24 protein-coding genes and 3 pseudogenes are annotated in these 22104 nt (G+C 68.4%); 12 read left to right on the top strand and 15 right to left on the bottom strand.

The window, feature by feature from the left end:
* Positions 1-12: 12 nt before the first annotated feature.
* From ACWD6R_RS17365 to ACWD6R_RS17345, 5 genes are all read right to left on the bottom strand, one after another.
* Entirely contained in the window at positions 13-522 is a 510-nt protein-coding gene (locus ACWD6R_RS17365) for a mycothiol transferase (RefSeq protein WP_451819467.1), read from the bottom strand.
* An 84-nt stretch (positions 523-606) separates the two neighbouring features.
* On the bottom strand, positions 607-1071 hold the full coding sequence (locus ACWD6R_RS17360; protein ID WP_451819466.1) for a hypothetical protein: 465 nt from the start codon (positions 1069-1071) through the stop codon (positions 607-609).
* Positions 1072-1500: 429 nt separating this feature from the next.
* Positions 1501-2538, bottom strand: coding sequence for an ABC transporter substrate-binding protein (locus tag ACWD6R_RS17355; protein ID WP_451819465.1), 1038 nt, complete (start codon positions 2536-2538; stop codon positions 1501-1503).
* A gap of 52 nt (positions 2539-2590) precedes the next feature.
* The gene (locus ACWD6R_RS17350) at positions 2591-3454 is read right to left on the bottom strand and encodes an ABC transporter permease (RefSeq protein WP_451819464.1); all 864 of its coding nucleotides are present in this window, start codon (positions 3452-3454) and stop codon (positions 2591-2593) included.
* Entirely contained in the window at positions 3444-4259 is an 816-nt protein-coding gene (locus ACWD6R_RS17345; protein WP_037693453.1) for an ABC transporter ATP-binding protein, read from the bottom strand. Before ACWD6R_RS17345 ends, ACWD6R_RS17350 begins: the two co-directional genes overlap by 11 nt.
* Before the next feature lie 218 nt (positions 4260-4477).
* Here ACWD6R_RS17345 and ACWD6R_RS17340 point away from each other — a divergent pair, with 218 nt between their 5' ends.
* Both ACWD6R_RS17340 and ACWD6R_RS17335 read left to right on the top strand, forming a co-directional pair.
* Positions 4478-6076, top strand: a complete 1599-nt coding sequence (locus ACWD6R_RS17340) for an ATP-binding protein (protein ID WP_451819463.1) — start codon at positions 4478-4480, stop codon at positions 6074-6076.
* Positions 6073-6771, top strand: coding sequence for a response regulator (locus tag ACWD6R_RS17335; protein ID WP_451819462.1), 699 nt, complete (start codon positions 6073-6075; stop codon positions 6769-6771). Before ACWD6R_RS17340 ends, ACWD6R_RS17335 begins: the two co-directional genes overlap by 4 nt.
* A 141-nt stretch (positions 6772-6912) precedes the next feature.
* On the opposite strand, the gene ACWD6R_RS17330 is transcribed toward ACWD6R_RS17335, so the two are convergent.
* The 3 genes from ACWD6R_RS17330 to ACWD6R_RS17320 are packed head-to-tail and all read right to left on the bottom strand — an operon-like array spanning position 6913 to position 7903.
* A complete protein-coding gene (locus ACWD6R_RS17330; RefSeq protein WP_451819461.1) occupies positions 6913-7077 on the bottom strand; it encodes an ABC transporter ATP-binding protein in 165 nt (54 codons plus the stop codon).
* Between the two features lie 8 nt (positions 7078-7085).
* Complete coding sequence (locus ACWD6R_RS17325) at positions 7086-7253, bottom strand: hypothetical protein (RefSeq protein WP_451819460.1); 168 nt, start codon at positions 7251-7253, stop codon at positions 7086-7088.
* The gene (locus tag ACWD6R_RS17320; protein ID WP_451819459.1) at positions 7250-7903 is read right to left on the bottom strand and encodes an ABC transporter permease; all 654 of its coding nucleotides are present in this window, start codon (positions 7901-7903) and stop codon (positions 7250-7252) included. The genes ACWD6R_RS17325 and ACWD6R_RS17320 overlap by 4 nt, the downstream gene beginning before the upstream one ends.
* Before the next feature lie 592 nt (positions 7904-8495).
* Here ACWD6R_RS17320 and ACWD6R_RS17315 point away from each other — a divergent pair.
* Together ACWD6R_RS17315 and ACWD6R_RS17310 are read left to right on the top strand one after the other, a co-directional pair.
* Positions 8496-8795: a hypothetical protein gene (locus tag ACWD6R_RS17315; RefSeq protein ID WP_451819458.1), complete on the top strand. Its 300-nt coding sequence runs from the start codon at positions 8496-8498 to the stop codon at positions 8793-8795.
* A 214-nt stretch (positions 8796-9009) separates the two neighbouring features.
* Complete coding sequence (locus tag ACWD6R_RS17310) at positions 9010-9444, top strand: CBS domain-containing protein (RefSeq protein ID WP_451819457.1); 435 nt, start codon at positions 9010-9012, stop codon at positions 9442-9444.
* A 53-nt stretch (positions 9445-9497) separates the two neighbouring features.
* Here the strand turns inward: ACWD6R_RS17310 and ACWD6R_RS17305 are convergent, their stop codons facing one another.
* Together ACWD6R_RS17305 and ACWD6R_RS17300 are read right to left on the bottom strand one after the other, a co-directional pair.
* Positions 9498-10202, bottom strand: a complete 705-nt coding sequence (locus ACWD6R_RS17305) for a hypothetical protein (protein WP_451819456.1) — start codon at positions 10200-10202, stop codon at positions 9498-9500.
* The gene (locus tag ACWD6R_RS17300; RefSeq protein WP_451819455.1) at positions 10195-10779 is read right to left on the bottom strand and encodes an RNA polymerase sigma factor; all 585 of its coding nucleotides are present in this window, start codon (positions 10777-10779) and stop codon (positions 10195-10197) included. Before ACWD6R_RS17300 ends, ACWD6R_RS17305 begins: the two co-directional genes overlap by 8 nt.
* Before the next feature lie 331 nt (positions 10780-11110).
* Here ACWD6R_RS17300 and ACWD6R_RS17295 point away from each other — a divergent pair, with 331 nt between their 5' ends.
* The 3 genes and pseudogenes from ACWD6R_RS17295 to ACWD6R_RS17285 form a co-directional block, all read left to right on the top strand.
* Entirely contained in the window at positions 11111-11554 is a 444-nt protein-coding gene (locus tag ACWD6R_RS17295; protein ID WP_451819454.1) for a hypothetical protein, read from the top strand.
* Positions 11555-11821: 267 nt separating this feature from the next.
* Entirely contained in the window at positions 11822-12262 is a 441-nt protein-coding gene (locus ACWD6R_RS17290; RefSeq protein WP_451819453.1) for a hypothetical protein, read from the top strand.
* Positions 12263-12511: 249 nt separating this feature from the next.
* Positions 12512-13852 (top strand): annotated as a pseudogene (locus ACWD6R_RS17285) (Na+/H+ antiporter NhaC family protein); the annotation flags it as partial.
* Positions 13853-14041: 189 nt separating this feature from the next.
* Here ACWD6R_RS17285 and ACWD6R_RS17280 read toward each other — a convergent pair.
* Together ACWD6R_RS17280 and ACWD6R_RS17275 are read right to left on the bottom strand one after the other, a co-directional pair.
* Positions 14042-14941: a serine/threonine-protein kinase gene (locus ACWD6R_RS17280; RefSeq protein ID WP_451819501.1), complete on the bottom strand. Its 900-nt coding sequence runs from the start codon at positions 14939-14941 to the stop codon at positions 14042-14044.
* A complete protein-coding gene (locus ACWD6R_RS17275) occupies positions 14938-16800 on the bottom strand; it encodes an ABC transporter ATP-binding protein (RefSeq protein WP_451819452.1) in 1863 nt (620 codons plus the stop codon). Before ACWD6R_RS17275 ends, ACWD6R_RS17280 begins: the two co-directional genes overlap by 4 nt.
* Before the next feature lie 330 nt (positions 16801-17130).
* Between ACWD6R_RS17275 and ACWD6R_RS17270 the strand changes: the two are divergent.
* A pseudogene (locus ACWD6R_RS17270) lies at positions 17131-17316 on the top strand (SAM-dependent methyltransferase); the annotation flags it as partial.
* Positions 17317-17366: 50 nt separating this feature from the next.
* On the opposite strand, the gene ACWD6R_RS17265 reads toward ACWD6R_RS17270, so the two are convergent.
* The gene (locus ACWD6R_RS17265; protein WP_451819451.1) at positions 17367-17612 is read right to left on the bottom strand and encodes a hypothetical protein; all 246 of its coding nucleotides are present in this window, start codon (positions 17610-17612) and stop codon (positions 17367-17369) included.
* Positions 17596-17847, bottom strand: coding sequence for a DUF6400 family protein (locus ACWD6R_RS17260; RefSeq protein WP_451819450.1), 252 nt, complete (start codon positions 17845-17847; stop codon positions 17596-17598). The genes ACWD6R_RS17265 and ACWD6R_RS17260 overlap by 17 nt, the downstream gene beginning before the upstream one ends.
* 543 nt (positions 17848-18390) lie before the next feature.
* Between ACWD6R_RS17260 and ACWD6R_RS17255 the strand changes: the two genes are divergently transcribed.
* The gene (locus ACWD6R_RS17255; RefSeq protein ID WP_451819449.1) at positions 18391-18786 is read left to right on the top strand and encodes a TOBE domain-containing protein; all 396 of its coding nucleotides are present in this window, start codon (positions 18391-18393) and stop codon (positions 18784-18786) included.
* 384 nt (positions 18787-19170) lie between these two features.
* On the opposite strand, the pseudogene ACWD6R_RS17250 reads toward ACWD6R_RS17255, so the two are convergent.
* Positions 19171-19595 (bottom strand): annotated as a pseudogene (locus tag ACWD6R_RS17250) (hypothetical protein).
* Between the two features lie 498 nt (positions 19596-20093).
* On the opposite strand from ACWD6R_RS17250, the gene ACWD6R_RS17245 reads away from it, so the two are divergent.
* The 3 genes from ACWD6R_RS17245 to modB are packed head-to-tail and all read left to right on the top strand — an operon-like array spanning position 20094 to position 22095.
* Entirely contained in the window at positions 20094-20363 is a 270-nt protein-coding gene (locus tag ACWD6R_RS17245; RefSeq protein ID WP_451819448.1) for a TOBE domain-containing protein, read from the top strand.
* A 50-nt stretch (positions 20364-20413) separates the two neighbouring features.
* Complete coding sequence (modA, locus tag ACWD6R_RS17240) at positions 20414-21220, top strand: molybdate ABC transporter substrate-binding protein (RefSeq protein WP_451819447.1); 807 nt, start codon at positions 20414-20416, stop codon at positions 21218-21220.
* Positions 21217-22095 carry a molybdate ABC transporter permease subunit gene (gene modB / locus ACWD6R_RS17235; RefSeq protein ID WP_451819446.1) on the top strand — a complete coding sequence of 293 codons (879 nt, stop codon included), beginning with the start codon at positions 21217-21219 and terminating at the stop codon, positions 22093-22095. Before modA ends, modB begins: the two co-directional genes overlap by 4 nt.
* The last annotated feature ends 9 nt before the right edge of the window (positions 22096-22104 follow it).

The following is a 22104-nucleotide window of genomic DNA, read 5'->3' as shown; positions in this document are numbered from 1 at the left end:
AGGGAGAGCACTTCAACGACGCTCGAGCGAGCCCCGGACGAATGCGGCCTGGCCGACATGCTGCAGGTCGTCCGCGATGACGCTGATCAGCCGGACGCCGAGGGTGACCGGCGGCGACCAGGCCTCATCCACGATGCGGTCCAGGGACCTGGCGTCGAGCCCCCGGATGAATTCGACGCTCCGCTCGTGGACCGCGTCGTGGTAGCCGAGCAGCAGTTCGGGCGAACCCACCTGCACGGACGCGACCTGTTTACTGCTGTGCCCGTACCCGGTGGCTCCCTTCTCGAAAGGCAGGTCGAATCGGGAGGCCCAGTCCTGGGAGAACCAGACCTGCTCCACACCGAACGCGTCCGAGACATGGTCGTCCTGAATCCGGGTGAGGTGCCACACCAGCCATGCGATCGAGTTGGCGCCCTCGTCGAGCCGCACGTGCAGGTCGTCGACGGAAAGACCCTCGACCGCCGAGTGCACCGATTCCTGGACTCGTGTGAACGCATCCGCCAAAAGGTCCGCGCTTTTCATGCGACCACCATCGCCGCTCCCGCACCCGGGCCCTGCCATCGACACGCGTCGATGAGCACCGCCGGTCCGGCGTCGGCCGTCCCGTCAGTGCCGTCCGCACCGGCACCGCCGGCGCCGGGTCGTGCACCCGCCTCCCCGGCGTGAAGCCGCGCCCAGGAAGCCGATCCCCATCCCCAGCATCCAGGAGTCCTTGGCCAGCGGGATGCCGTTCTGCGTAGGTCGCAGACTGCCGGGCTCCCGCATTCCGGGGACCCGGAGGTACAGGCCGACCAGCCCGCCGGAGAACCCGGTCAGGGCAAGCCCGGCCAGCGGGGTCGGAACGAAGGGAGCAAGCAGTGTTCCGCCGACCGCGATCTCCGACCAGGCGAGCAGCCGGGTAAAGCGCTGTGCGTCCAACTTCTTCAGGAATGGATACGCCACGCAGGCCATGCCGTGCACGCCCGCGGCCGTCCCCTCGTCCGCTTTCAGTTTGCTCAACCCCGAGTTCAGGAAGAACGCGCCAGTGGCAAGGCGCGGGGCCACATCGCGTGTTTCAACTTTCATGATCATGGGAGCCTCCGTCGATCCGCTACTCGGCCCCCGTCGACCTTAGCCAGAAGGCGGCAAAGGCGCCTCGCGGAGAGGGCCTGCCTCTCGGTGCTGGATCACACATGCCGCCTCTGCCCGGGCGCCCGTCGGTGTCGCACCGGCCGCGTGCCGCGGGTTCCGCCGTTCGCAGGAAAGCGGAGCCCCCGGGGGAACGACGTGTCCGCCGAGGCGAGTCGTTCGAGTTCGGGAGCTCCGCCGACCAGTGGGTGCGTCATTCAGGCCGTCGCGTGAGCCGGAGGCGCCTGCGCACCGGGACTTACGGCCTCCCCCACGATAGGGAGTGGGCTCCCGACGCCCTGCGACGCCGCTCGCTGATCCACTCCCTACCGCGGGGGAGGCCGTTACCGGCGAGCCGGCCCGCCGGTGCGCAGGCGCGATCGACGCGTGCGGTCAGCCCGCGTTCTTGACGAACTCGGTGGTGTAGGTCTTGTCGAGGTCGACCTTGGCATTCTTCAGGTTCGGGTTGAAGGCCTTCAGCACGCGCTCGACGGTGGCGGGGCCGTCCGCGGGCATGACGCCGTCCGTGGTGAACATGGGCAGCGTGCTCTTGATGGCCTGCGCGTAGAGAGCCGTGCCGCCGCCCTGCGCGTAGTCGGCGGGCATCTTGGCCGCGATTTCGTCGGCGCTGTGCGTAGACATCCACTTCAGCGTCTTGACGAAGGCGTTGGCCAGCTTCTGGACGGTTTCCTTGTGGCTGTTCACCCACTCGGTCTGCATGTAGAGGCTGGAGGAGGGGTAGAGCCCGCCGAGCGCCTGCTTGGAGCCTTCCGGGGTGCGCATGTCAATGAGAATCTTGCCGAGCTTCTTGTCCAGGATGGTGGCGACGGTCGGGTCGGTGGTCATACCGCCCTGGATGGAGCCTTGCTGGAGGGCGGAGATGAAGGTCTGCCCCGCTCCCACCGCGACGGGTGTGAACTGACTGGTCTGGACGCCGCTGTTGACGGCGAGGTACTTCGTCAGGAAGTCGGTCGAGGAGCCGATGCCCGTCACTCCGAGCTGCTTGCCCTTGAAGTCCTTCGCCGACTTGATGTCGCCCGCTGCCTGGTTGGAGACGATCTCGACTTCGCCGGGAGCCTGTGAGAACTGGACGACCGACTCGACCTGCTTGCCCTTCACCTGAAGGTCGAGGGTGTGGTCGTAGAAGCCGACGGTGCCCTGCACATCACCGGAGACCAGGGCCGTCTCGGCCTGGACGCCCGCGGGCTCGGTCAGAAGCTGGACCGAGACCCCTTCGTCCTTGAAGTAGCCCAGGCGCTCGGTGAGCATCGCGGGCAGGTAGATGACCTTGTCGAGGCCGCCGACCATGATCTTGACCTTGACGTTCTTGTCGCCGGAGGCGGAGGTGGAGTTGTCGCCACATGCGGTCAGCGTGGTCAGGGCGAGTGCGCCGGCGACGGCGACGGCCGAGATCCGGGTGAATGTACGCAACTGGTTCACGTCCTTGTGAAGAAGCAATGGGATGTTCGGATGGCGTGCGGCGTCAGCGTGCGGAGTCGGCGTCAGCAGGCTTCCAGCGGAAGAGCCGCTTCTCGAGGAAGGTCAACAGCCCCTCGGCCAGCAGCGCGACGACCGCGAGGATGACCATGGCGGCATAGACGCCGGCGGCGTTGAAGGTGCCCTGGGAAGCGGCGACCAGCAGCCCGAGACCCTTGGTGGCGCCGATGTACTCGCCGACGATGGCGCCGATGAGCGCGAAGCCGAAGCTCACGTGCAGGCTGGTGAAGATCCATGACGTGGCCGAGGGGATGACCACCTGGAAGGTGACCTGGCGGTTGCTGGCCCCCAGGATGCGGGAATTTGCCACGAGGTTGCGGTCCACCTCCCTGGCGCCCTGGAAGGCGTTGAAGAAGACGGGGAAGAACACGAGGACGACCGCGGAGGCCACCTTCGAGGCGGGGCCGAGACCGAACCAGATCAGAAAGATCGGGGCGAGCACGATGCGCGGCAGGGCGTTGAGCACCTTGATGTACGGGCCCAGGACATCGGCGGCGAAGCGGATCCGGCCCAGCGCGATACCGAGCAGCACACCGGCGATCACACCGATGATCCAGCCGAGCAGCGCTTCGTAGAGCGTGTACCAGATCTGCTCCCACAGGGAGCCCTGGGCGGTGCCGTCGACGACCCAGGTGCGGATCTGGTCCCAGATCTTCGACGGCATGGAGAAGTTGAACGGGTCGATGACCGCGGTCCGGGCCAGCCACTCCCACAACCCGATGATCGCGAAGAGCAGTGCCATCCGGCTGCCGAGCACCAGGAACCTGCGGTTGCGGCTGGCCCGCGCTCTGGCCTGGGTCCGCTCGGTCTTGGTCACGGCGGCGCTCGCGGTGATGGATTCAGGCGACATGGAGAGCACCCCTCTCGCGGGTGATGCGGACCTCTTCGCCGAGCGAGGACCAGATCTCCCGGTAGATCTCGAGGAACCGGGGCTCCAGACGCACCTGTTCGACCTTGCGCGGGCGGGGCAGGTCGATCTCGAAGACCTCCTTGACGGTGGCCGGTCCCGCAGTCATGACCACGACTTTGTCGGCCAGCGCTATGGACTCCTCCAGGTCATGGGTGACGAAGACGACGGAGGCGCCGGTCCCGGCCCACAACTCCAGCAGTTCGTCCGACATCAGGGCCCGGGTCTGCACATCAAGTGCGGAGAAGGGCTCGTCCATGAGCAGGATCTCGGGATCGTTGACGAAGGTGGCCGCGAGCGCGACACGCTTGCGCTGACCGCCGGACAGCTGGTGGGGATAGCGGTCCTCGAAGGAGGACAGGCCGACCCGGGCGAGCCATTCCCGGGCGCGTTCCTTCGCCTCGGGCTTCGGCACGCCCCGGAAGCGGGGACCTGCCATCACGTTGGAGAGCACGGTGCGCCAGGGGAAGACCGCATCCTGCTGGAAGACGAAGCCGACTTTGTCGCCGATGCCGCGCACCGGCTCACCGGCCACCAGCACCTCGCCCTCGGTGGGCTCCTCCAGGCCGCTGACCAGGGTCAGCGTGGTCGACTTGCCGCAGCCGGTAGGTCCCACCACGGCAACAAACTCACCGCGCCCGATCGTGAGGTCCAGATCTCGTACGGCGGTGTGGAGCGCCCCCGACGGAGTCCGGAACGCTTTGCTCGCCCCCCGCAGCTCGATGGCGGGGCTCGTTTCGCTGTTCATGAGGCGGGACGCTAGGTGCGTCCCGGGCACGGCGGCACCCTTGCGCTCACAACTCCGGCTTCTGCCCATAACCCGCGGTTCTGCTCGTTCTGCTCACGCTCGCAGAACGAAAGCGCTACGAGGGCTAGTCAGAGGCGACAGCGGCGTTTACGTTGCGTTCACACAAGGCAAAACGGAGCTTTGGGTTCCAGGCTGGCGGAAGGGCAGAGGGCGAACGCATGCGGATACACTGGCCCCGCCGTGTCTTCGCGCAGGTCCTGCTCACTCAGGTGGCCATCACGACCGGGGTGGTCATGCTCGTCACCGGTCTCTTCCTTGCCCCGCTCAGCCACCAGCTGGACGACCAGGCGATGCGTCAGGCCCTGTCCATCGCCCAGACCACGGCCGCCGAACCCGGGCTGGTGCTACACCTGACGAGCACCGAGCCCAGCCCCAGCGGGCCGGTACAGGCCGAGGCAGAGCGGATCCGGCGGGCCACCGGTGCGCTCTACATCGTGGTCATGGACACCCGCGGGGTCCGCTGGTCGCACACCGACACCCGGCAGATCGGCAAGCACGTCTCCACCGATCCCAGCACGGCCCTGGCCGGCCGGGAAATCATGCAGATCGACAACGGAACCCTGGGCCGCTCGGCGCGCGCGAAGGTCCCCCTCCGCGACAGGCGCGGGACCATCGTCGGTGCCGTCTCGGTGGGCATTGCCTACGACAGCGTCCGCGAGCGGCTGCTCGGAACCATTCCCGGACTTCTGCTCTACGCGGGGGCTGCGCTCGCCGCAGGTGTGCTGGCTGCCCTGGCCGTCTCGCGACGCCTGCAGCGCAGCACGCACGGACTGGCCTTCGCCGACATCTCGTCGCTGCTGGACGAGCGCGAGGCCATGCTGCACAGCATTCGCGAAGCAGTTCTCGCCCTCGATGCCCGGGGGCGGATCCGGCTGCTGAACGACGAGGCGCAGCGTCTGCTGGAGCTGACGCCGGACGCCGTCGGACGTGCTCTGAGCGAGGTGCTGCCGACGGGCCGTGCGGCAGAGGTGCTGACGGGGCAGGTCGACGGCGCGGACCTGCTCACCGTGTGCAGGGGACGGGTGCTCGTCGCCAACCGCATGCCGACCGGTGACGGCGGCGCTGTGGTCACGCTGCGCGATCGCACCGAATTGGAGCTGCTCGGCCGCGAGCTGGACTCCACGCACGGCCTTCTCGACGCGCTCCGCGCCCAGGACCACGAGCATGCCAACCGGCTCCACACCCTGCTCGGGCTGCTGGAACTCGGGAGGCACGACGCGGCGATGGAGTTCGTCGCGGAGGTGGCCGATGGTCAGCGGGCGTCGGCGGAGCAGGTCGCGGAGCGCGTCAATGACCCCCTGCTGTCCGCGCTGCTGGTGGGCAAGTCGGCCATCGCGGCAGAGCGGGGCGCATCGTTGCGCATCTCCCCGGGCACGCTGCTCCCCGACGTGGTGGTGGACCCGCGCGATCTGGTGACCGTCCTGGGCAACCTGATCGACAACGCACTGGACGTCGCTTCCGTCATCGAAGTCGAGCTCTTCGCGGAGGGCACCACAGCGGTCCTGCGGGTCAGCGACAACGGCCCTGGCGTAGCACCCGATCTGCGCGAACAGATTTTCACCGAGGGCTGGTCCACCAAGGAGTCCCCCGCGCATCGGGGCCGGGGGCTCGGCCTGGCACTGGTACGCCGTCTCGCGGAGCGTTACGGCGGTGTGGCCCGCGTCAGTGCCAGGGCCGGCGGTGGCGCGGTCTTCACCGTCGTCCTGCCCGAGACACTCGCCGTCCGACAGCTGACCGAAGTGGGAGAGTTTCAATGATCGACGTCCTGGTGGTGGACGACGACTTCCGTGTGGCCGAGATCAACGCGGCGTACGTGGCCAAGGTGCCCGGCTTCCGCATCGTCTCTCGCGCGCACACCGCCGCGCAGGCACTGTCCGTGCTGGAGCGCGAACATGTAGACCTCATACTGCTCGATCACTATCTTCCGGACGAGACGGGACTGACGCTCGTACGGCGACTTCGCCAACGCGGCCACACGGCAGACGTGATCATGGTGACGGCCGCTCGGGATGTCACGACTGTGCAGACTGCCATGCGCTACGGCGCCCTGCAGTACCTGGTCAAGCCCTTCAGCTTCGGCGGTCTGAAGTCCAAGCTGGAGAGCTACGCCGCCCTGCGCCGCACTCTCGAAGGCGTGGGCAGCGGCCGGGGCGAGGCCGGGCAGGAGCAGGTCGACCAGATCTTCGGGGCGCTTCGTACTCCACAGGCCGTTGCCGCAGCCGGCCTGCCCAAGGGGCACTCCGCGCCCACCGCCGACGTCATCCGCCACGTCCTGTCGGCAGCCGAAGAACCGCTGTCGGCACACGAGGTCGCTGTCCGCGCCGGATTGAGCCGCTCCACGGCCCAGCGATACCTCAAGTATCTGGAGAGTGCGGGTCGCATCAGACTCAGTCTCAAGTACGGCGACACCGGCCGACCGGAACACCGCTACGCGTGGGCCGGGGTGAGCTGAGAACCGTGCGGCGCTGAGGCATACGGCACCATCAGCAGCACTCGGGGCGGTTGCGGTGCCGACGGAGATCACGCCGGACGGACCGCCGGTCACGACCGGTCAGCGGAGGCGATACCGGAACCTCGTGATCGAGCCCACCGGTCACGCGGGCAGGCGCGGCACGCTGTCGACCAGGCGACGTGTGTACGGGTGAGCGGGAGCACCCATCACCTGTCCGGTTTCGCCCTGTTCAACAATGTGGCCGCTCTCCAGGACGGTGGTGCGTTCGCACAGCGAGGCCACTACCGACAGGTTGTGGGAGACCATGACGAGAGTCAGGCCCTGCTCCTGCTTCCGTCGAACCGAACGGTGCCGGAGGTTGCCCGGGCGAGCCCGAGCAGGCCGAGTCGTTCGCCGGGAGCGATGGTCAGCGAGAGGCCGTCGACGAGCGTGCGCCCGTCTGCCGTACGGATCCCGAGGTCGCGCACGTCGAGGATGTTCATGCGCGCCTCCGTCGGGCCGCCGGGTCGAGGGTGTCGCGCAGTCCGTCGGCGATGAGGTTCACGCCGATGACGAGCAGGACGAGCAGGATGCCGGGGGCGAGCGCGCCGGCCGGGGCCGTGGTGAAGGTGGCCTGCGCCTCCTGGAGCATGCGGCCCCACGAGGCGTTGGGCGGCGGTGCCCCCAGACCCAGGTAGGACAAGCCGGCCTCGGCCAGCACCGCGAGCCCGAACTGGAGGGCCAGGTTCACCACGAGCGTCGGCCAGATGTTGGGCAGCACATGCCCGGCCACGATCCGCGGCCACGACGTGCCGGACGTGGGCGCGGCCGTGATGTAGTCCTGCGCCAGGACCCGCTTGACCAGAATCCGCACGAGCCGTCCCACGACCGCGCTCTGCGCGAGGCCGATCGCCAGCACGGCCGACCCCAGTGTGGCCGAGTGGGCGGCGACGATGAGCATCGCCAGCAGCAGCGTCGGGAAGGCGATCAGGATGTCGAGGAACGCGGAGAGCGTGTCGTCCAGCCGGCCCTGGGCGAACGCGGCCAGCACCCCCAAGGTGACGCCGACCGCGGCCGCGATGAGGACCGAGCCCAGGCCCGCCTCGAAGGCGACCCGGGAGCCGGTCATCAGCTGGGTGAAGACGCAGGTCAAGCCCGGCCATCGGCAGGCAGGCGTCGAATCCGAACCACTGCCGACGTCACAGCCGACCTCCCGGACGACCGAATCGACAGCACGCGCGCACCGAGGGTGACCGGAGCCCCGTCCTCGTCGATGCCGAACATGCCGGTCGCCCGCCGTCGTCTCCGTACCCGTCCCGACCGAGTCCTGCCATTCTCCGCGGCGCAGCCAGGTCGACGTCACCCCTGTCCGGCGTGCCTGCCGATGCGGATCGCACCACCACCTGACGCACCATCAAGAAGCTTGCTGCGGAACTCCTTGGAGGCAGGATCGGCGTTCGGCGCGTGCGGCTCCCGTATGGGCCGGGACCGCAGGCAAAGGGGCACGAGCGTAACGAGAGGCAGTCCCCCGCCCGGGAGACACGCCCCTTTCGAGGGGCGTCAAGCATGCCGTCACTACCGGTTCGCAGCCGGGCGCACATCTCGCACCGTACGAATCGCCCCCAGCGGGCCGGTGGACGCATGGCAGCGTTGCTCGGCATGCGGCGTGCGGCCTGCCGGAGCACGCTGGTCCTGGGGCTGCTTGTCCCCCCGACCGGCAGCCGGCCAGGAAAGGGGTGGCAGCCATGTTCGCGAGGCTGAGCACCTATCAGGGCTCACCGGTTCCTGCGGAGGGAGACCTGACCGCGAACTGGGAAGCGATTCTCGAGCAGATCCGGGAAGATTCCGGCTTCCGGGGCATGTACTACCTCGTCGACCGAGCCTCCGGGAAGGCCACGTCCCTGACTCTGTGGGATGACGAGCAGGCCATGCAGGCCAGCGAGGACCGGGCCACCCGGCTCCGCGAGGAAGTCGCCCACAGGGAAGGCCAACGGGTTGTCTCGGTCGAGCACTTCGAGGTGGGATTCGGCCACGTGGAGCCATAGCGGTCAGCGGTCCGGACGTCGATCGCGCCGCACAGTCGCCGGGCCGACACTCACGGGCGACGGCACATGACGGGTTGCACGAGCGCCCGGATCCGTGCCCGGTCGCGGCCGATTCGGGATCCACTACTTCGCCGACGCATCCGGGGAGCGACGCTGAGCCATTCGTGTTGTGATCGATGACGGAGGGGCAACGCTGTCGAGGACGGAGGAAATCATGGCTGCCAAGCTGCGAGCGCGAGACATCATGTCCAGTGGCGTGCAGTGCGTCGGTGCGCACCAGTCGCTGCTCGATGTGGCGAAAATGATGCGCGATCTCAACGTCGGTTGCCTGCCCATCTGCGGCGACAACAACAGGCTCACCGGCTTGATCACCGACCGTGACATCGTCATCACGTGCTGCGCCGAGGGTGTCGACCCAGCGACCGTGCAGGCCGGGTCCCTCAGTGCCAAGGTCCACTGGATCGATGCCGAAGCGGATGCCTCCGAGGTCCTGACGACCATGGAGGAACATCAGATAAAGCGGCTGCCGGTGATCGATGTCCAGAGCGGCCACCGCCTGGTCGGCATGATCACGGAGGCCAATCTCGCGAAGAACCTGAGCGACGAACAGATCGCCGAGTTCGCGAGCCGCGTGTACGCGACCGCCTAGACGTCCGGTCAGTCCGCACATCGCGCATTGAGGCGTCTCGCCGACGCCCCTGCTCAGCGGTGGGACTGTCCGAAGGTGGCGTCGGCGAGCACGGAGCCGTCAGCGGTGAGCAGGCGGACGCTGGTGACCGGCGCCGTGCCGGCGGGGTAGGGCGCGCCCCAGGCACCGTAGCCCTCCTTGCTGAGAGCGAAGGAACCGACCTGGACGGTGGAGCCGTCGGCTCGCTGCAGCTCGCACCGGACGGTGCCGGAGTGCCCTTCGGCGTCCACCGTCATGTACAGCCAGGGCGAGGCTCCGGTGTAGAGGAAAATCTGCCCGCGCGACTCGCCCCCGTGGGTGAGTCCGGCGGTGAGCAGCTGCGGCTGCACCGGAGAGACGATCGGCGCGACCGGGGCCGGACGGCCGACGGATGCGCCGAGCACCCAACCACCGCCACCGAGGGCAAGGCCCGCCGCGACTGCCGCCGCAGCGAGGGCGAAGCGCCGCCACTGTACGCGCCGGCGCGGCCGTCGCCCGGAGGGCAGTCCCAGCCGGTCGATCACCCTGTCCTCGAAGCCGACCGGCGGTTCGCTTCCCGGGACAAGATCCAGCAGTGCGTCCGCCGTGGCCACCAGCTCGTGGACGTATTCGCGGCAGGCGGGACAGTGCTCCAGGTGGTCCATCGCCCCGGCCCGCTCCTTGGCCGGCAGAACGCCGAGCGCCAGCTCCGCACCGATCTCCCGGAGCTGCTCACAGGTGAATCCGCGGGTCTCAGTCATCGTGGTCCGCCTGCCTGGTTGCGAGGGACACGCGGAGCTTGCCCATGGCTGCCCTGATCCGGGTCTTGGCGGTACCGAGCGGGATCTTCTCGAAATCGGCGACCTGCTGAGCCGTCATCCCGTAGATGCCGGCCATCACCAGAGCACGTGCCTGATCGCGCGGCAGCGCGGCCACCGCTCGACGCAGTTCCGCTGCGGCTTCGGCGGAGACCGCCTGCCGCTCCGGCGTGCTGGTGACGGTCTCCATCATGTTCTCCAGGTCTGTGGGGTCGACCGGAGTGGCCTTGCGGGCGCGTACGGCGTCGATCGCAAGGTTATGTGCGATGGCCGCCAGCCAGGTGGGCACCGATCCCCGGCGCGGGTCGTAGACCTGAGCGTGTCGGCAGGCGCGCTCAAAGGTCTGCTGAGCGATATCCTCGGCGAGCTGGACGTCTCCGACCACAGCGACGGCCACGCCGAAAACGCGGCGCTGGAACCGCCGAACGAAGGCCACGGCGATCTCGGGATCGCCGGTCATGAGGCCGGCCAGCAGCGCTTCGTCGGGCACCCGCTCCAGGGGAATGCCAATCCTGCGCATACTCCCTACGTAACACGAGCCCCCAGGGATTGCCTCCGCCCGGCAGCCCTCGACACTGCCGAAGAACTGGGACAGAACCCGCGTCGCGGTCCATGTACCGGAGCCTCCTGGCGCGAACGCGCCACGCCGACTTACCCGGACCGGGCCGATCATGAACCCTTGGCCCGGCAGCACCGTAGGTAACAAAGGCACGCTCTTACGAACGACAGTGGCCGACCGGCCCCAGGACCGGAAGGCTTGGCGGGCACCGGAAGCGCCCCGGCGTGACCCCGGTCCGCAGCCCCTGTCAGAAGCACGGCGGCGCCGGCCGCCTCGGACCCCTGGAGTCGTGATGACGTCTCGCACGACCCACCTCGCACTGCGCGGGACCGCAGCGTCCTGCGCCCTGGCCAACGCGGTGATCCATCTCTCGCTGGTCCCCTCCCACCTGCCGGAGATGCCCTACATCGGCATCCTGTTCCTGGTCGGCAGCCTGGTGATGCTCGGCGTCGCCGCAGGGCTCGTCCTTCAGAGGCAACCGCTCGGCGCAGGGCTGATCGGGGCAACTACCAGCATCGGCATGATCATCGGATTCCTACTGTCCCGCACCGTCGGGTTGCCGGACTATCGCGAAGCCGGCTGGGAGCCGCCGTACGGCGTCCTGTCCCTGGTGGTGGAAGGCATCTTCGTTCTCACCTTTCTGGCCTGGCTCAAGGAGGGCGGTACCGAGCGGGTTGCGAATCTGCGGCCCCGCGAAGCTCCCCGCATGAAGGCTCCGTCGGCGCGGTTGCCGTAAACGGGGACACAGCCCCGTTTCGCCACCTCCGACGCCTTCACGAACTCCGCTCACGCACGTGAAGATATGCATATTTCTGCCCTTTGCGAAGTTGTTACCTGTGCGGGTGGTGCGTCACTGAACGCGGTCGTAGCGTCGATACCGGAACGACCGTTGAGAAGGGGCCGGCAGCACCGTCCGGCGTCCGCTCCGGGTTCGCAGATCGCGCCCCGGGGTGGACCAGGCGTACAGGCAGATGGGCTCAGAGAGAGACGGCTGGGAGCGGACATGCAGAGACACAAGCTGAAGGCAGCGGTATTGATCTGTGCCGCGGCATCGCTCGCAACAGCGATCGCACCGGCATCCGCTTCCACAGGGACACGGTCACCCGCCGACGTGGTGATCGTCGACTGCTTCTCGCATCCTCAAGTACGCCCGAACGAGTTCTTGATCGCCTGCGGGGATGGCAACAGCATCCTCACGGCACTTCGGTGGTCGGATTGGAAACCGAATTTCGCCGCGGGCAGCGGGCTCAACGTAGTGAACGACTGTCGGCCCTTCTGCGCCGAGGGCACGTTCCACTCCTATCCCGTGACCGTCAGGCTCGACCGCTCGGAGCCTCTGAAGAAGCATTCCCACCAACAGCACTACACCCAGCTCCGCCTCGTCTTCACCGACAGCAGGCCGTCGCAGATGCCGAGAGAAGTGACGTACCGGCTCTGGACCTGACGGTTCGCCCATCCCTTGGTCGGCCATCCGCCTGGCGCCCCTCGGGCACACTCCAAGGGGCGCCGTCCCGTTTCATCGGCGTGCTCCCTCTGCGCCGGCGCCCACCGGGCGTCACCCTCCGTATCGGCGCCCCGGTCCGCGATCGCATTTCGTGCAGCACCCGGACGAACGCCGCCACCCGGACTTCTTGAGGATCTAAACCGTCTATAACGCGACAAAGAGCGCCAATAACGCTAAATTCCAGTCCCAGTGGACGTGCGGTGTCGCGGTCGGCACGCCCCTGTGCGAACCGGAGCTGATGTGGCGGACGACAAGCAGGCGGAGCCCGAGCGTCCGATCCGTCTGCCGTCGCTCGCGGACGCAATCGTTCCCCTGGTGGTGCTGGCAGTCCTGGTGGCCGGGTCGCTCGCGTTGTTCGGCCTGGGAGCGCTGGACGGGCCGATCCAGGTGGCCTTGATCATGTGCGCGATGGCCGCCGCACTGATCGCCCTGAAGAACGGGCACAGCTGGGCCGCTGTACAGCAGGCCGGCCAGAAGGCGCTGACGTCCATCACCAGTGCCGTCTTCATTCTTCTGGCGGTAGGCGCCCTCATCCTTCTGGCGGTAGGCGCCCTCATCGGAGTCTGGAATCTGTCCGGAACCATCCCGACACTCGTCTACTACGGGATCCAGGCCCTGTCACCAAGCTGGTACTACGCGGCCGCCGCACTGATCTGCGGCGCGGTCGCCATGAGTATCGGCAGCTCCTGGACCACAGCAGGGACGATCGGGGTGGGACTGGTCGGAGTGGCGGACATGCTCGGGGTCTCGACCGCCATCACCGCGGGCGCCGTGATCTCCGGGGCCTACCTCGGCGACAAGCTCTCACCCCTGTCGGAAACGACCGTACTCACCGCCCAGATGGTGCAGGTCGACGTCTACGAACACATCAAACGCCAGGCATGGACGTCCTTGCCCGCCTTCATGATCGCCTTCGTCGTGTTCCTGGTCATCGGTCTGGTCCGGGGCCCCGACGTGCACAATCCGGTGGGCAAGGACATCGAGCTCAGCAGCCTGGGCGACATCTACCACATCACACCGCTCAACCTGCTGCCACTGGTCCTGCTGGCCGCCCTGTCGATCCGAAAAGTGCCCGCGTCCCCGGCACTGACATGCTCCACACTCTTCGCCGGCGTCCTGGGAGCGTTCCTCCAGCCTGCGGTGATACGGGACTTCGTCTCCGGCAGCGGCAACATCGTGATCGAGTCCGTCAAGGGCGTCTGGCGCGCCATGGCCAACGGGTTCTCCATCGACTCCGGCATCGCACAGATCGACGCTCTCCTGTCCCGCGGGGGCATGGAGAGCATGCTGCTTACCCTCTGGCTCATCATCGGCGCGGTGACCTTCGGCGCCCTGCTGGAGGAGTTCGGCCTGATCGCCCGCCTCGTGGACCCGCTGCTCCGCTCCGCCCGGAGCACCGGACAGCTGTTCTTCACCGTGTTCGCCTGCGCCTTCGGCCTCAACATCGTCGCCGGTGACCAGTACATCGCACTCGTGCTGCCCTCACGGGTGTTCCGCCTCGAGTTCGCCAAGCGGGGACTCGCGCCCACGAACCTCTCCGCGAGGAAGGATCGACCACGAGGGCCGCGCCCGACCGCGCCTGCGCTGCCCGGGGCATCCGCTCGAAGGTGCCGTCCCACGCCCCGCGGGAAAGCGCGTGTGCGGTGCGGCCCGGGCCCTGCGCCGCTCGGCCACACTGCGGCGATCGCCGCAAGCGGCTGTCCGCCGTGTTCCGCCGTGTCAGTCGACCACCGGCGGAGCAATGTGGCGTCGCTGCCGAGGCAGAGTCGCATCGAGAGCGGCGGCGAGTTCGGGAATCGTGGGCCTGGCAGCCGGATCGGGCCGGAGGCAGCTGTCGATGGCCGTCGCGAGGCCACGCGGGAGGCGTCGGCGGGACCGGATGGGCGGAGCAGGTTCCTCGAGCTGCGGATACCAGTCGTCCTCGCCGCCCGTGTCGTCGCCGTCGTCGGTCCCGTCCGTGGTGACGCCGATGTCGAACGGCACGTCGCCTACGGCGACTTCGTACAACGTTGCGCCGATGCCCCACACGTCGGCCGCAGCCGACAGCATCCCGCCACGCGCCTGTTCGGGAGCCATGTAGCAGAAGGTGCCGACGCCCGGAGGGGCGCTTCCGGGCGGTCGTGCGACGCTCAGGTCGAGCACTTTGGCGTGCCCGCAGTCGACCACGACGTTGGACGGCTTGAGGTCCAGGTGCAGCAGGACGTGACCGTGGAGGTAGTACATCGCGGAACACAGGTGCACGCCGAGGAGGGCCACGTCCGCGGCGGCCGGCCGCCGACGCAACCGGCCGATGAGGTGGGCCAGAGTTTCGCCCGTCAGCGTTTCCAGCACGACGAGCGGCTCGGGCGACTCGAAGGTGTCGTAAGCGCGGACCAGGTGCGGATGGGTGAATGTCCGGAGCCAACGGCCCTCTCGCAACAGCCGGTCGCGCAGCTGCTCCTCATGGCGGTGGTCGGGGCGCAGGACCTTCACGACGCATCGGCAGTCCCGCTCCTCGCTCCAGGCGTCGTAGAGGTCGAGCCAGCCGGTCCGGGCCAGGTGCGCCAGGACCTCGTACCCCGGCGCGGGGTTCGTTCCGGGCGCGAGGTGCGGAACCGGTCGGGCTGTGGCGCGGCTCATGAGAGAACCTTCCGAGCGGGTGAGGAGGCGGAGAGGGCGGGGCCGGTCACTCCGTTCAGCCGGTGAAGCCGGGCGTAGGCCCCTTCGCGCAGGAGCAGTTCTTCGTGCGTGCCGCGCTCGACGACCCGGCCGTGGTCCAACACCACCGTGGAGGTGGCGTCACGGGTGGTGATCAGATTGTGGGAGATGACGATGGTGGTCCGCCCGGCCATGAGCCGGCGCAGCGGTTCCATGATCCGGCGGCCCGACTGGATGTCCAGGCCGGTGGTCGGTTCGTCCAGGACCAGTACGGGCGCGTCCCTGATCATCGCGCGGGCGATCGCGAGGCGCTGGGCCTGCCCGCCGGACAACGTGCGGCCGCGCTGGCCCACCACGGTGTCGTAGCCCTCGGGAAGCAGCTGGATGAAGTCATGGGCGTCGGCGGCGCGCGCCGCCGCGACAATGTCCGCCTCTGCCGCGTCCGGGCGGCCGTAGGCAATGTTCTCCCGTACGGTGCCGTGGAACACGAGCGTCTCCTGAAGTACCACCGCGACGTTCTCGCGCAACTCGGACAGCTGCAGGTCCCTGAGGTCGGTGCCGTCGAGGAGGATTGACCCCTGATCCGGATCGTAGAAGCGCAGTTGCAGCTTCCCGACCGTGGATTTTCCCGCACCGCTCGCACCGACCAGCGCCAGCGTCGTGCCGGGCGTCACCTGGAACGACACGTCGGACAGCGCCCACCGGGACGTACCCGGATAGCGGAAGGAGACGCCACGGAATTCGACGTCGCCCCGGGCCCGCCCGATCCTCCGGGCGCCGGCGGCTTCGACGACCTGGGGGCGCTGGTCGAGCAACTCGATGATCCGCTCGGCGGAGGCGGACGCCGCATAAAACGTGTTGGTGAGGTGTGACAGGTCGCGGATCGGACTGTAGAGGCTGCTCAGCAGCGCGAGGAAGACCAGCAGCCCGCCCAGGGTGAGCTGCCCCTGAGCCAGTTTCCACGTGCCCAGGCCCATGACGGCCAGCGCGCCAGTCAGTTCGATGACCTCGACGATCGGGCTGTAGACAGCACGGATGCGCGCCGAGGCCATCGCCGCGCGGAACTTGCCCACGCTCTCGCGTGCGAACCGGTGTTCCTCGGTCTCCTGCCGGTTGTATGCCTGCACCAGCGCGATGTTGCCGAGCGACTCCTCGGCGATCGCGCTGATCGAACCGCTGCGCCGCCGCCGCTCCCGCGATGCGGCCTTGATCAGCCGGGAGAAGCGGCGGGCCGCGCACCAGAAAAGCGGCACGATGACGAGCGCGAGAATGGTCAGATCCCACCGCAGGTAGAACAGCAGCCCCAGGAAGACGCCCAGCCGGATCACGTAATAGAGGCCGTCCGCCACCCCGGAGAGGAGGAACGTCTCGACCGCGTCGACATCGCCCGTGATACGCGACAGCACGTCCCCCAGCCGCCGCCGTTCGAAGAACCCGAGCGAGAGGCCCTGGACGTGCCGGAACACATCCGACCGGAGGGCCAGCAGGAAACGCTCGCTGACCCAGGTGGACGTCACATCGTCGGCGAACTCCAGAACGCCGGAGCCGATGATGAGCCCTGTGTATGCCAGGGCGATCCAGAGGAAGGGACGCAGATCGCGCGGAACGAGAACGTCGTCCACCACGATCTTGAAGAGCCAGATCTCGGCCGCGTCGACGACGGGTCCGATCATGCTGAAGACGAGTATCGGAATGAGGAAGCGCCGGCCACCGCGTGTGTAGGGCCAGAAGCGCCGGAACGCGTCACGCGGGGCGACCGGCGGCGCGGCGGCGACGACCGCGTCGGAATCATCGGCCACCGACAGCAGCCGCCGCAGAACATGAAGCGAGATACGCCTCATAGACGCGTTCCTCAAGATCGCCGGCTGAGCAGGCCAGGAGCCCTGGCCCGCTCAGCCGTCCTGTGCAGTCACCAGTGGTGACCGTGGTGGGAGTGACGACGATGGCGACGCCGATCCCTTCCGGGGTCGTCGAAGCGCCTCGACCTCATGTCCCTCTCGTCGTGACGGTGTTTCGCGGGGATGAGGAAACTGAAGATCGCCATGAGCTTTCCTCCTGAAGAGCTTCCAGACGGGATACGCTCCAGAGCGCTCTCGGGATTGCCTTGTTCGAGAAATTTTCCTGCCCGAATCCGCCTCGCCCGGGCACCGACTGCCGTCGAGGGAGGGGGTGACGATGTCGTCGCGTGGGTGTTCTCGATGTCGTTCTCGGCTCCGCACCTGTTCGGCACACATCGCGACGACTTCGAGGCAGACGTGCGTCGACTGTTACGGGATCTCTCCCCGTCGGGCAGGTTCTCCGAACTCCGTCCGAGCACAGAGGCGTTCGTCCGATGGAGAGACCCCGCCGAGCGGTGATCAAGCGGCCACCGGCATGATCTGCGACTTTTCGCTCGACCCGCCGCCGGTCAGAAGTCGGGGGCGCTGTCGTCGCGGCAGGTGACGCCAGGCCGCGTGTTCACTGACCACATATGCGTGCACTGCGGACACTGAAGGTGAACGACCGGCCCCTTGGTGGATATCAAATAGCGCCAGTGATCAGCGCAGTTACGGCGGTCGGCGCAGGTCCCACAATGGCGGGCGTCGTCGCAGACGGGGCAGGCCATCCAGGCGCGGCGGGCGACGTCCGCCTGTGGGTCAATGGGCAGCTTCACGGCCCGGCTCGCTTCCTGGCAGGACACCGGCCGCCACCAGCAGGTCATGGGTGCGCCGCTGCTCGGCGTCCAGGCCCGAGTAGAGGAGTGCGTACGCCTCGTCCTCGCCTTGGAGAACGGTGACCGGGTCCCAGTCGGGCCCGAGTGCGGCCACGACCTCGACCCGCCGCCGGGCTTCCTCGAAGGTCAGATCGATCGTGAAGGGTATGAGATCGGTGGGATCTTCCTTGTTCATGGCGAAACTTCCGATGCGCTGGTGGAATCTCACATGTACCAGGCGACCACAGCAACGGGGAAGGGTGACCTAAGTTGCCCTGGGGCGACGCAGCGCCCGGCCCATCGGCGAGGAATCCTCGGATCGGCTGACAGGGGTGGGGCGTTGCCGGCGCCAGAGCCCCGACGGCAGACACGGTCCACGTACGGCACTGTGACGTACTTCATGGCCTGCCTCACGGAATGGACTGCGACCCGGCCCTGGAGAGGTGGGCCGGGTCAGCCGGGGTGCTGTCGCGTCGCGGCCCGGCGGTCAAGGCCCTGGGCACGGCACCCGGCCGCGCACCGAGTGCGGAGCCCGGGACCGGTGCCTGCCCCACCTGCCGACAACCCTCCCCGAGGCAGCCCTGCGTACGATGCCACCAGGCAAAGCCCTACTAGACTTTCACGACCGCATCCCCGCCGGGGCCGGACGCCGCAGCCCACTCAAGTGGTGCGGCGTATGCCAACGCCACCTCGGGCAAGAGCTTGCATATGCAAGGAATATGTATCTATCTTGGCGCGTATGCAATCCTACACAATCGGGCAGGCGGCCCGTCTGTTGGGCGTGAGCCCGGATACCGCGCGGCGGTGGGCGGATGCCGGCCGGGTGGCCACGCATCGCGACAAGGGCGGACGCCGGCTCATCGACGGCAAGGATCTGGCCGCCTTCTCGATCGAGGTCGCCAGGACCGGTGGTGGTGAGGAGGACGCCTCATACACCTCTGTCCGCAACGCCTTTCCGGGCATCGTCACCGCCGTCAAGCTCGGCGATGTCGCGGCCCAGGTGGAGATCCAGGCCGGGCCGCACCGGCTGGTCTCGCTGCTGACCCGGGAGGCCGTGGAGGAGCTGGGCCTGGAGGTCGGCGTGGAGGCCACCGCCCGCGTGAAGTCGACCAGCGTGCACATCGACCGCACCTGAGCGGACACGTACGGGCGGCGGCCGTGGGTCACGCCTTCACCGAGCAGGAGTGCGCCCCGCACCGGCCAATGCCCCGCCGTCGCCGTACGACACGGAGAGCACAATGGCCATGTCGCGTCTCCTCAACTCCGTTGCAGGGCGCGGTGGTCCGGGCCGACGCCAGGGCGTAACGGGACTCGGCCAACGCTCCGTTCAGGTCCGGCGCACGGCCTTCTCGGACGCCCTGCGGGACGCCACCGGCGTGCGCTTCACGGAGCTTCCGCCGACCCGCGACCGGGTGTGGCCGGCCCTGGATGCGGCGGGCGTGGCGGCTGCGCATCAGCCGGGGACGAGCAGCCCCTCATAGAACTGCCGAAGCCCTCCACCGGGTTCGTCTCGCCGGTGTCACGTCCACGCCGTGTAGCCGCCGTCCACGCGTATCGCGCTGATGCCGCTGATGTGCCGGGCGCCGCAGCGGTCCCGCGGCAGCACGAGCTGGTGGCCGGCCCCGTCGAGCGGGGTGTCGTCGATGCTGGCCGCAAGCAGGACGGACGGCCGAAGTCGGGGTCGATCTCCGCCCAGGACAGGACGGCGTGGTGGCCGTCCGCGCCCGTCACGGCGATCAGGAAGCGCAGGCGGTCCTTGCGCCGGGTGGGGTCGAAGGCGGGACCGGCGTCGGACAGGACATCGTGCAGCAGCGGTCCTGCGAAGCGCTGGTGCTGGATTCCGCTGGTGGCGCACTCAAAGGTCACCTGTACCCGGTGCTGGGGCCAGGCGAGCAGGTCGGGCACCCTCAGAGCCTGTCGGGTGACCTCTGATCGGGCGGCCACGCCCTGGCACGCACGCTTCCCGCGTTGCCGAAATGCCCTAGTAGCTCCTTCCCCAAGCTCTCAGCTTCGTTCGAGCAGGGGAGACCCCATCCGAGGACCTTCCGCGCCTTGGAATCGCACGCGCCAGACCGCGTCCGCTTTCCGATCGAAGGTCACCCGACAGGCTCTCAGCCGGGCAGGCCGCGCGAGGTCGCCGGTCAGGGCGACCTCGGCCACCGGATCGGCGGCCGGAAGGGAATGACTCACGGGCTACCACCTCCCAGATGTCGATACCCGGGCAGCAGTCCCGTATAAACGCACATGCCCACCATCACCCATAGACAGTCCAGCTCATGCAATGCCACAGAAGACTTCCACCTCGTATCTGCGGCAGTATGATCTGCTCATGCACACCTACCGGATCGGGGAAGCAGCCGCCTTGATGTCAGCGCCGACACACTGCGGCGCAGGGTCGACGGCGGGACACTGCAGGCCGAGCGTGACGAGCTGGGCCGGCGGATGATCCGCGGGTCGGAACCGGCTTCCTTCGCCCGGGAGTTGCGCCGCGCCGAGCGGACGAACAACGGATCCTCGGCGCGCAACCGCCTCGCCGGGATCGTCACCGACGTGATCCTCGGAGAGGTGTCGGCGCGGGTGGAGATCCAGGCCGGGCCGTTCCGGGCGGTGTCCATGATCAGCCGGGACTCGGCTGAGGAACTGACGCCGGAACCGGGTGTTCCGGCGCTTGCCGTGATCGAGTCGACCAACGTGGTCGTCGAGAGACCGTAGAGGAGTCCGACGGACTCTTCCGGAAGAAACCAGAGGGAGTAGACCCCGTGATGACCCGTTCCGCACGCCGGACCCGCCGGACCCTGCAGGTGGCCGGCGCAGGCGCCGCTGCGCTGCTGGCACTGAGCGCCTGCTCCTCGTCCGACAACTCCTCGGCGTCCACGGGCTCGTCGAAGAAGCTCTCCGGCACGGTGACCGTCTTCGCCGCCGCCTCGCTCAAGGAGAGCTTCACGACCCTGGGCAAGGGGTTCGAGAAGGCCCACCCGGGTACGAAGGTCACCTTCAACTTCGGCGGCAGCGACACCCTCGCCGCCAGCATCACCGGTGGCGCCCCGGCCGACGTCTTCGCCGCCGCCAGCCCGAAGACGATGGCGATCGTCACCGATGCGAAGGACGCGGTCGGCACGCCGTCCACCTTCGTGCGCAACCAGCTGGAGATCGCGACCCCGCCGGGCAACCCCGACAAGGTCTCCTCCCTCAAGGACCTCACCAAGTCCGGCCTGAAGGTCGTGCTGTGCGACAAGACGGTGCCGTGCGGGGCGGCCGCGCAGAAGGCGCTGGAGGCCAGCAAGCTCAAGCTCACCCCGGTCTCGTACGAGCAGGACGTCAAGAGCGCCCTGACCAAGGTGGAGCTGAAGGAGGCCGACGGCGCCGTGGTCTACAAGACCGATGTGAAGGCGGCGGGTGACAGGGTGGAGGGCGTGGAGTTCCCCGAGTCCGCCGAGGCCATCAACGACTACCCGATCACGCTGCTCAAGGACGCGCCCAACGCCGACGCCGCGAAGGCGTTCATCGCGCTGGTGCAGTCCGCCGAGGGCCAGAAGGTCCTGACGGCGGCCGGGTTCCTCAAGCCGTGACCGCGCTGGACAAGTCCGGCGCCGCGGACGAGCTCCTCATGGGTGGCGACGCCCGCGGGGGCCGGCCGCGGCGCCGGCGCGTCCGCGCGGACGCCCGGGGCAGGGTGCCTCTGCCTCTTCTGCTGCCTGCCCTCGCCGGCCTGGCGTTTCTGTTGCTGCCACTGATCGCCCTTCTCGTGCGGGCTCCCTGGCGCAGCCTGCCGGACCAGCTGACCAGCACGGAGGTGTGGCAAGCCCTTCAGCTGTCCCTGGTGTGCGCGACCGCGGCGACCGCGGTGAGCCTGGTGCTGGGTGTGCCGCTGGCCTGGCTTCTCGCGCGCACGGACTTCCCGGGGCGGGGTTTCGTACGGGCCCTGGTGACGCTGCCGCTCGTCCTGCCGCCGGTGGTGGGTGGTGTGGCACTGCTGCTGGCGCTGGGGCGCAACGGTGTCGTGGGGCAGTGGCTGGACTCGGCCTTCGGGATCACGCTGCCGTTCACGACGGCGGGGGTGGTGGTCGCGGAGGCGTTCGTGGCGATGCCGTTCCTCGTCATCAGCGTGGAGGGCACGCTTCGGGCGGCCGATCCCCGGTACGAGGAGGCCGCCACCACGCTGGGCGCCTCCCGCTTCACCGCGTTCCGCCGGGTCACCCTGCCACTGATCGCGCCGGGCATCGCAGCGGGTTCCGTGCTGGCGTGGGCCCGCGCGCTCGGCGAGTTCGGCGCGACGATCACCTTCGCGGGCAACTTTCCCGGCCGTACGCAGACCATGCCGCTCGCCGTCTACCTCGCCCTGCAGAACGACCCGGCCGCCGCCATCGCGCTGAGCCTGGTCCTGCTCGCCGTGTCGATCGCGGTCCTGGCCGCACTACGGGACCGTTGGATGACGGCGCGATGACCCGAACCG

This window comes from Streptomyces sp. NPDC005151 (genome assembly GCF_053599875.1).
The sequence above is the reverse complement of the archived record's forward strand: the minus strand, read 5'-3'. Positions and strand labels throughout refer to the sequence as shown.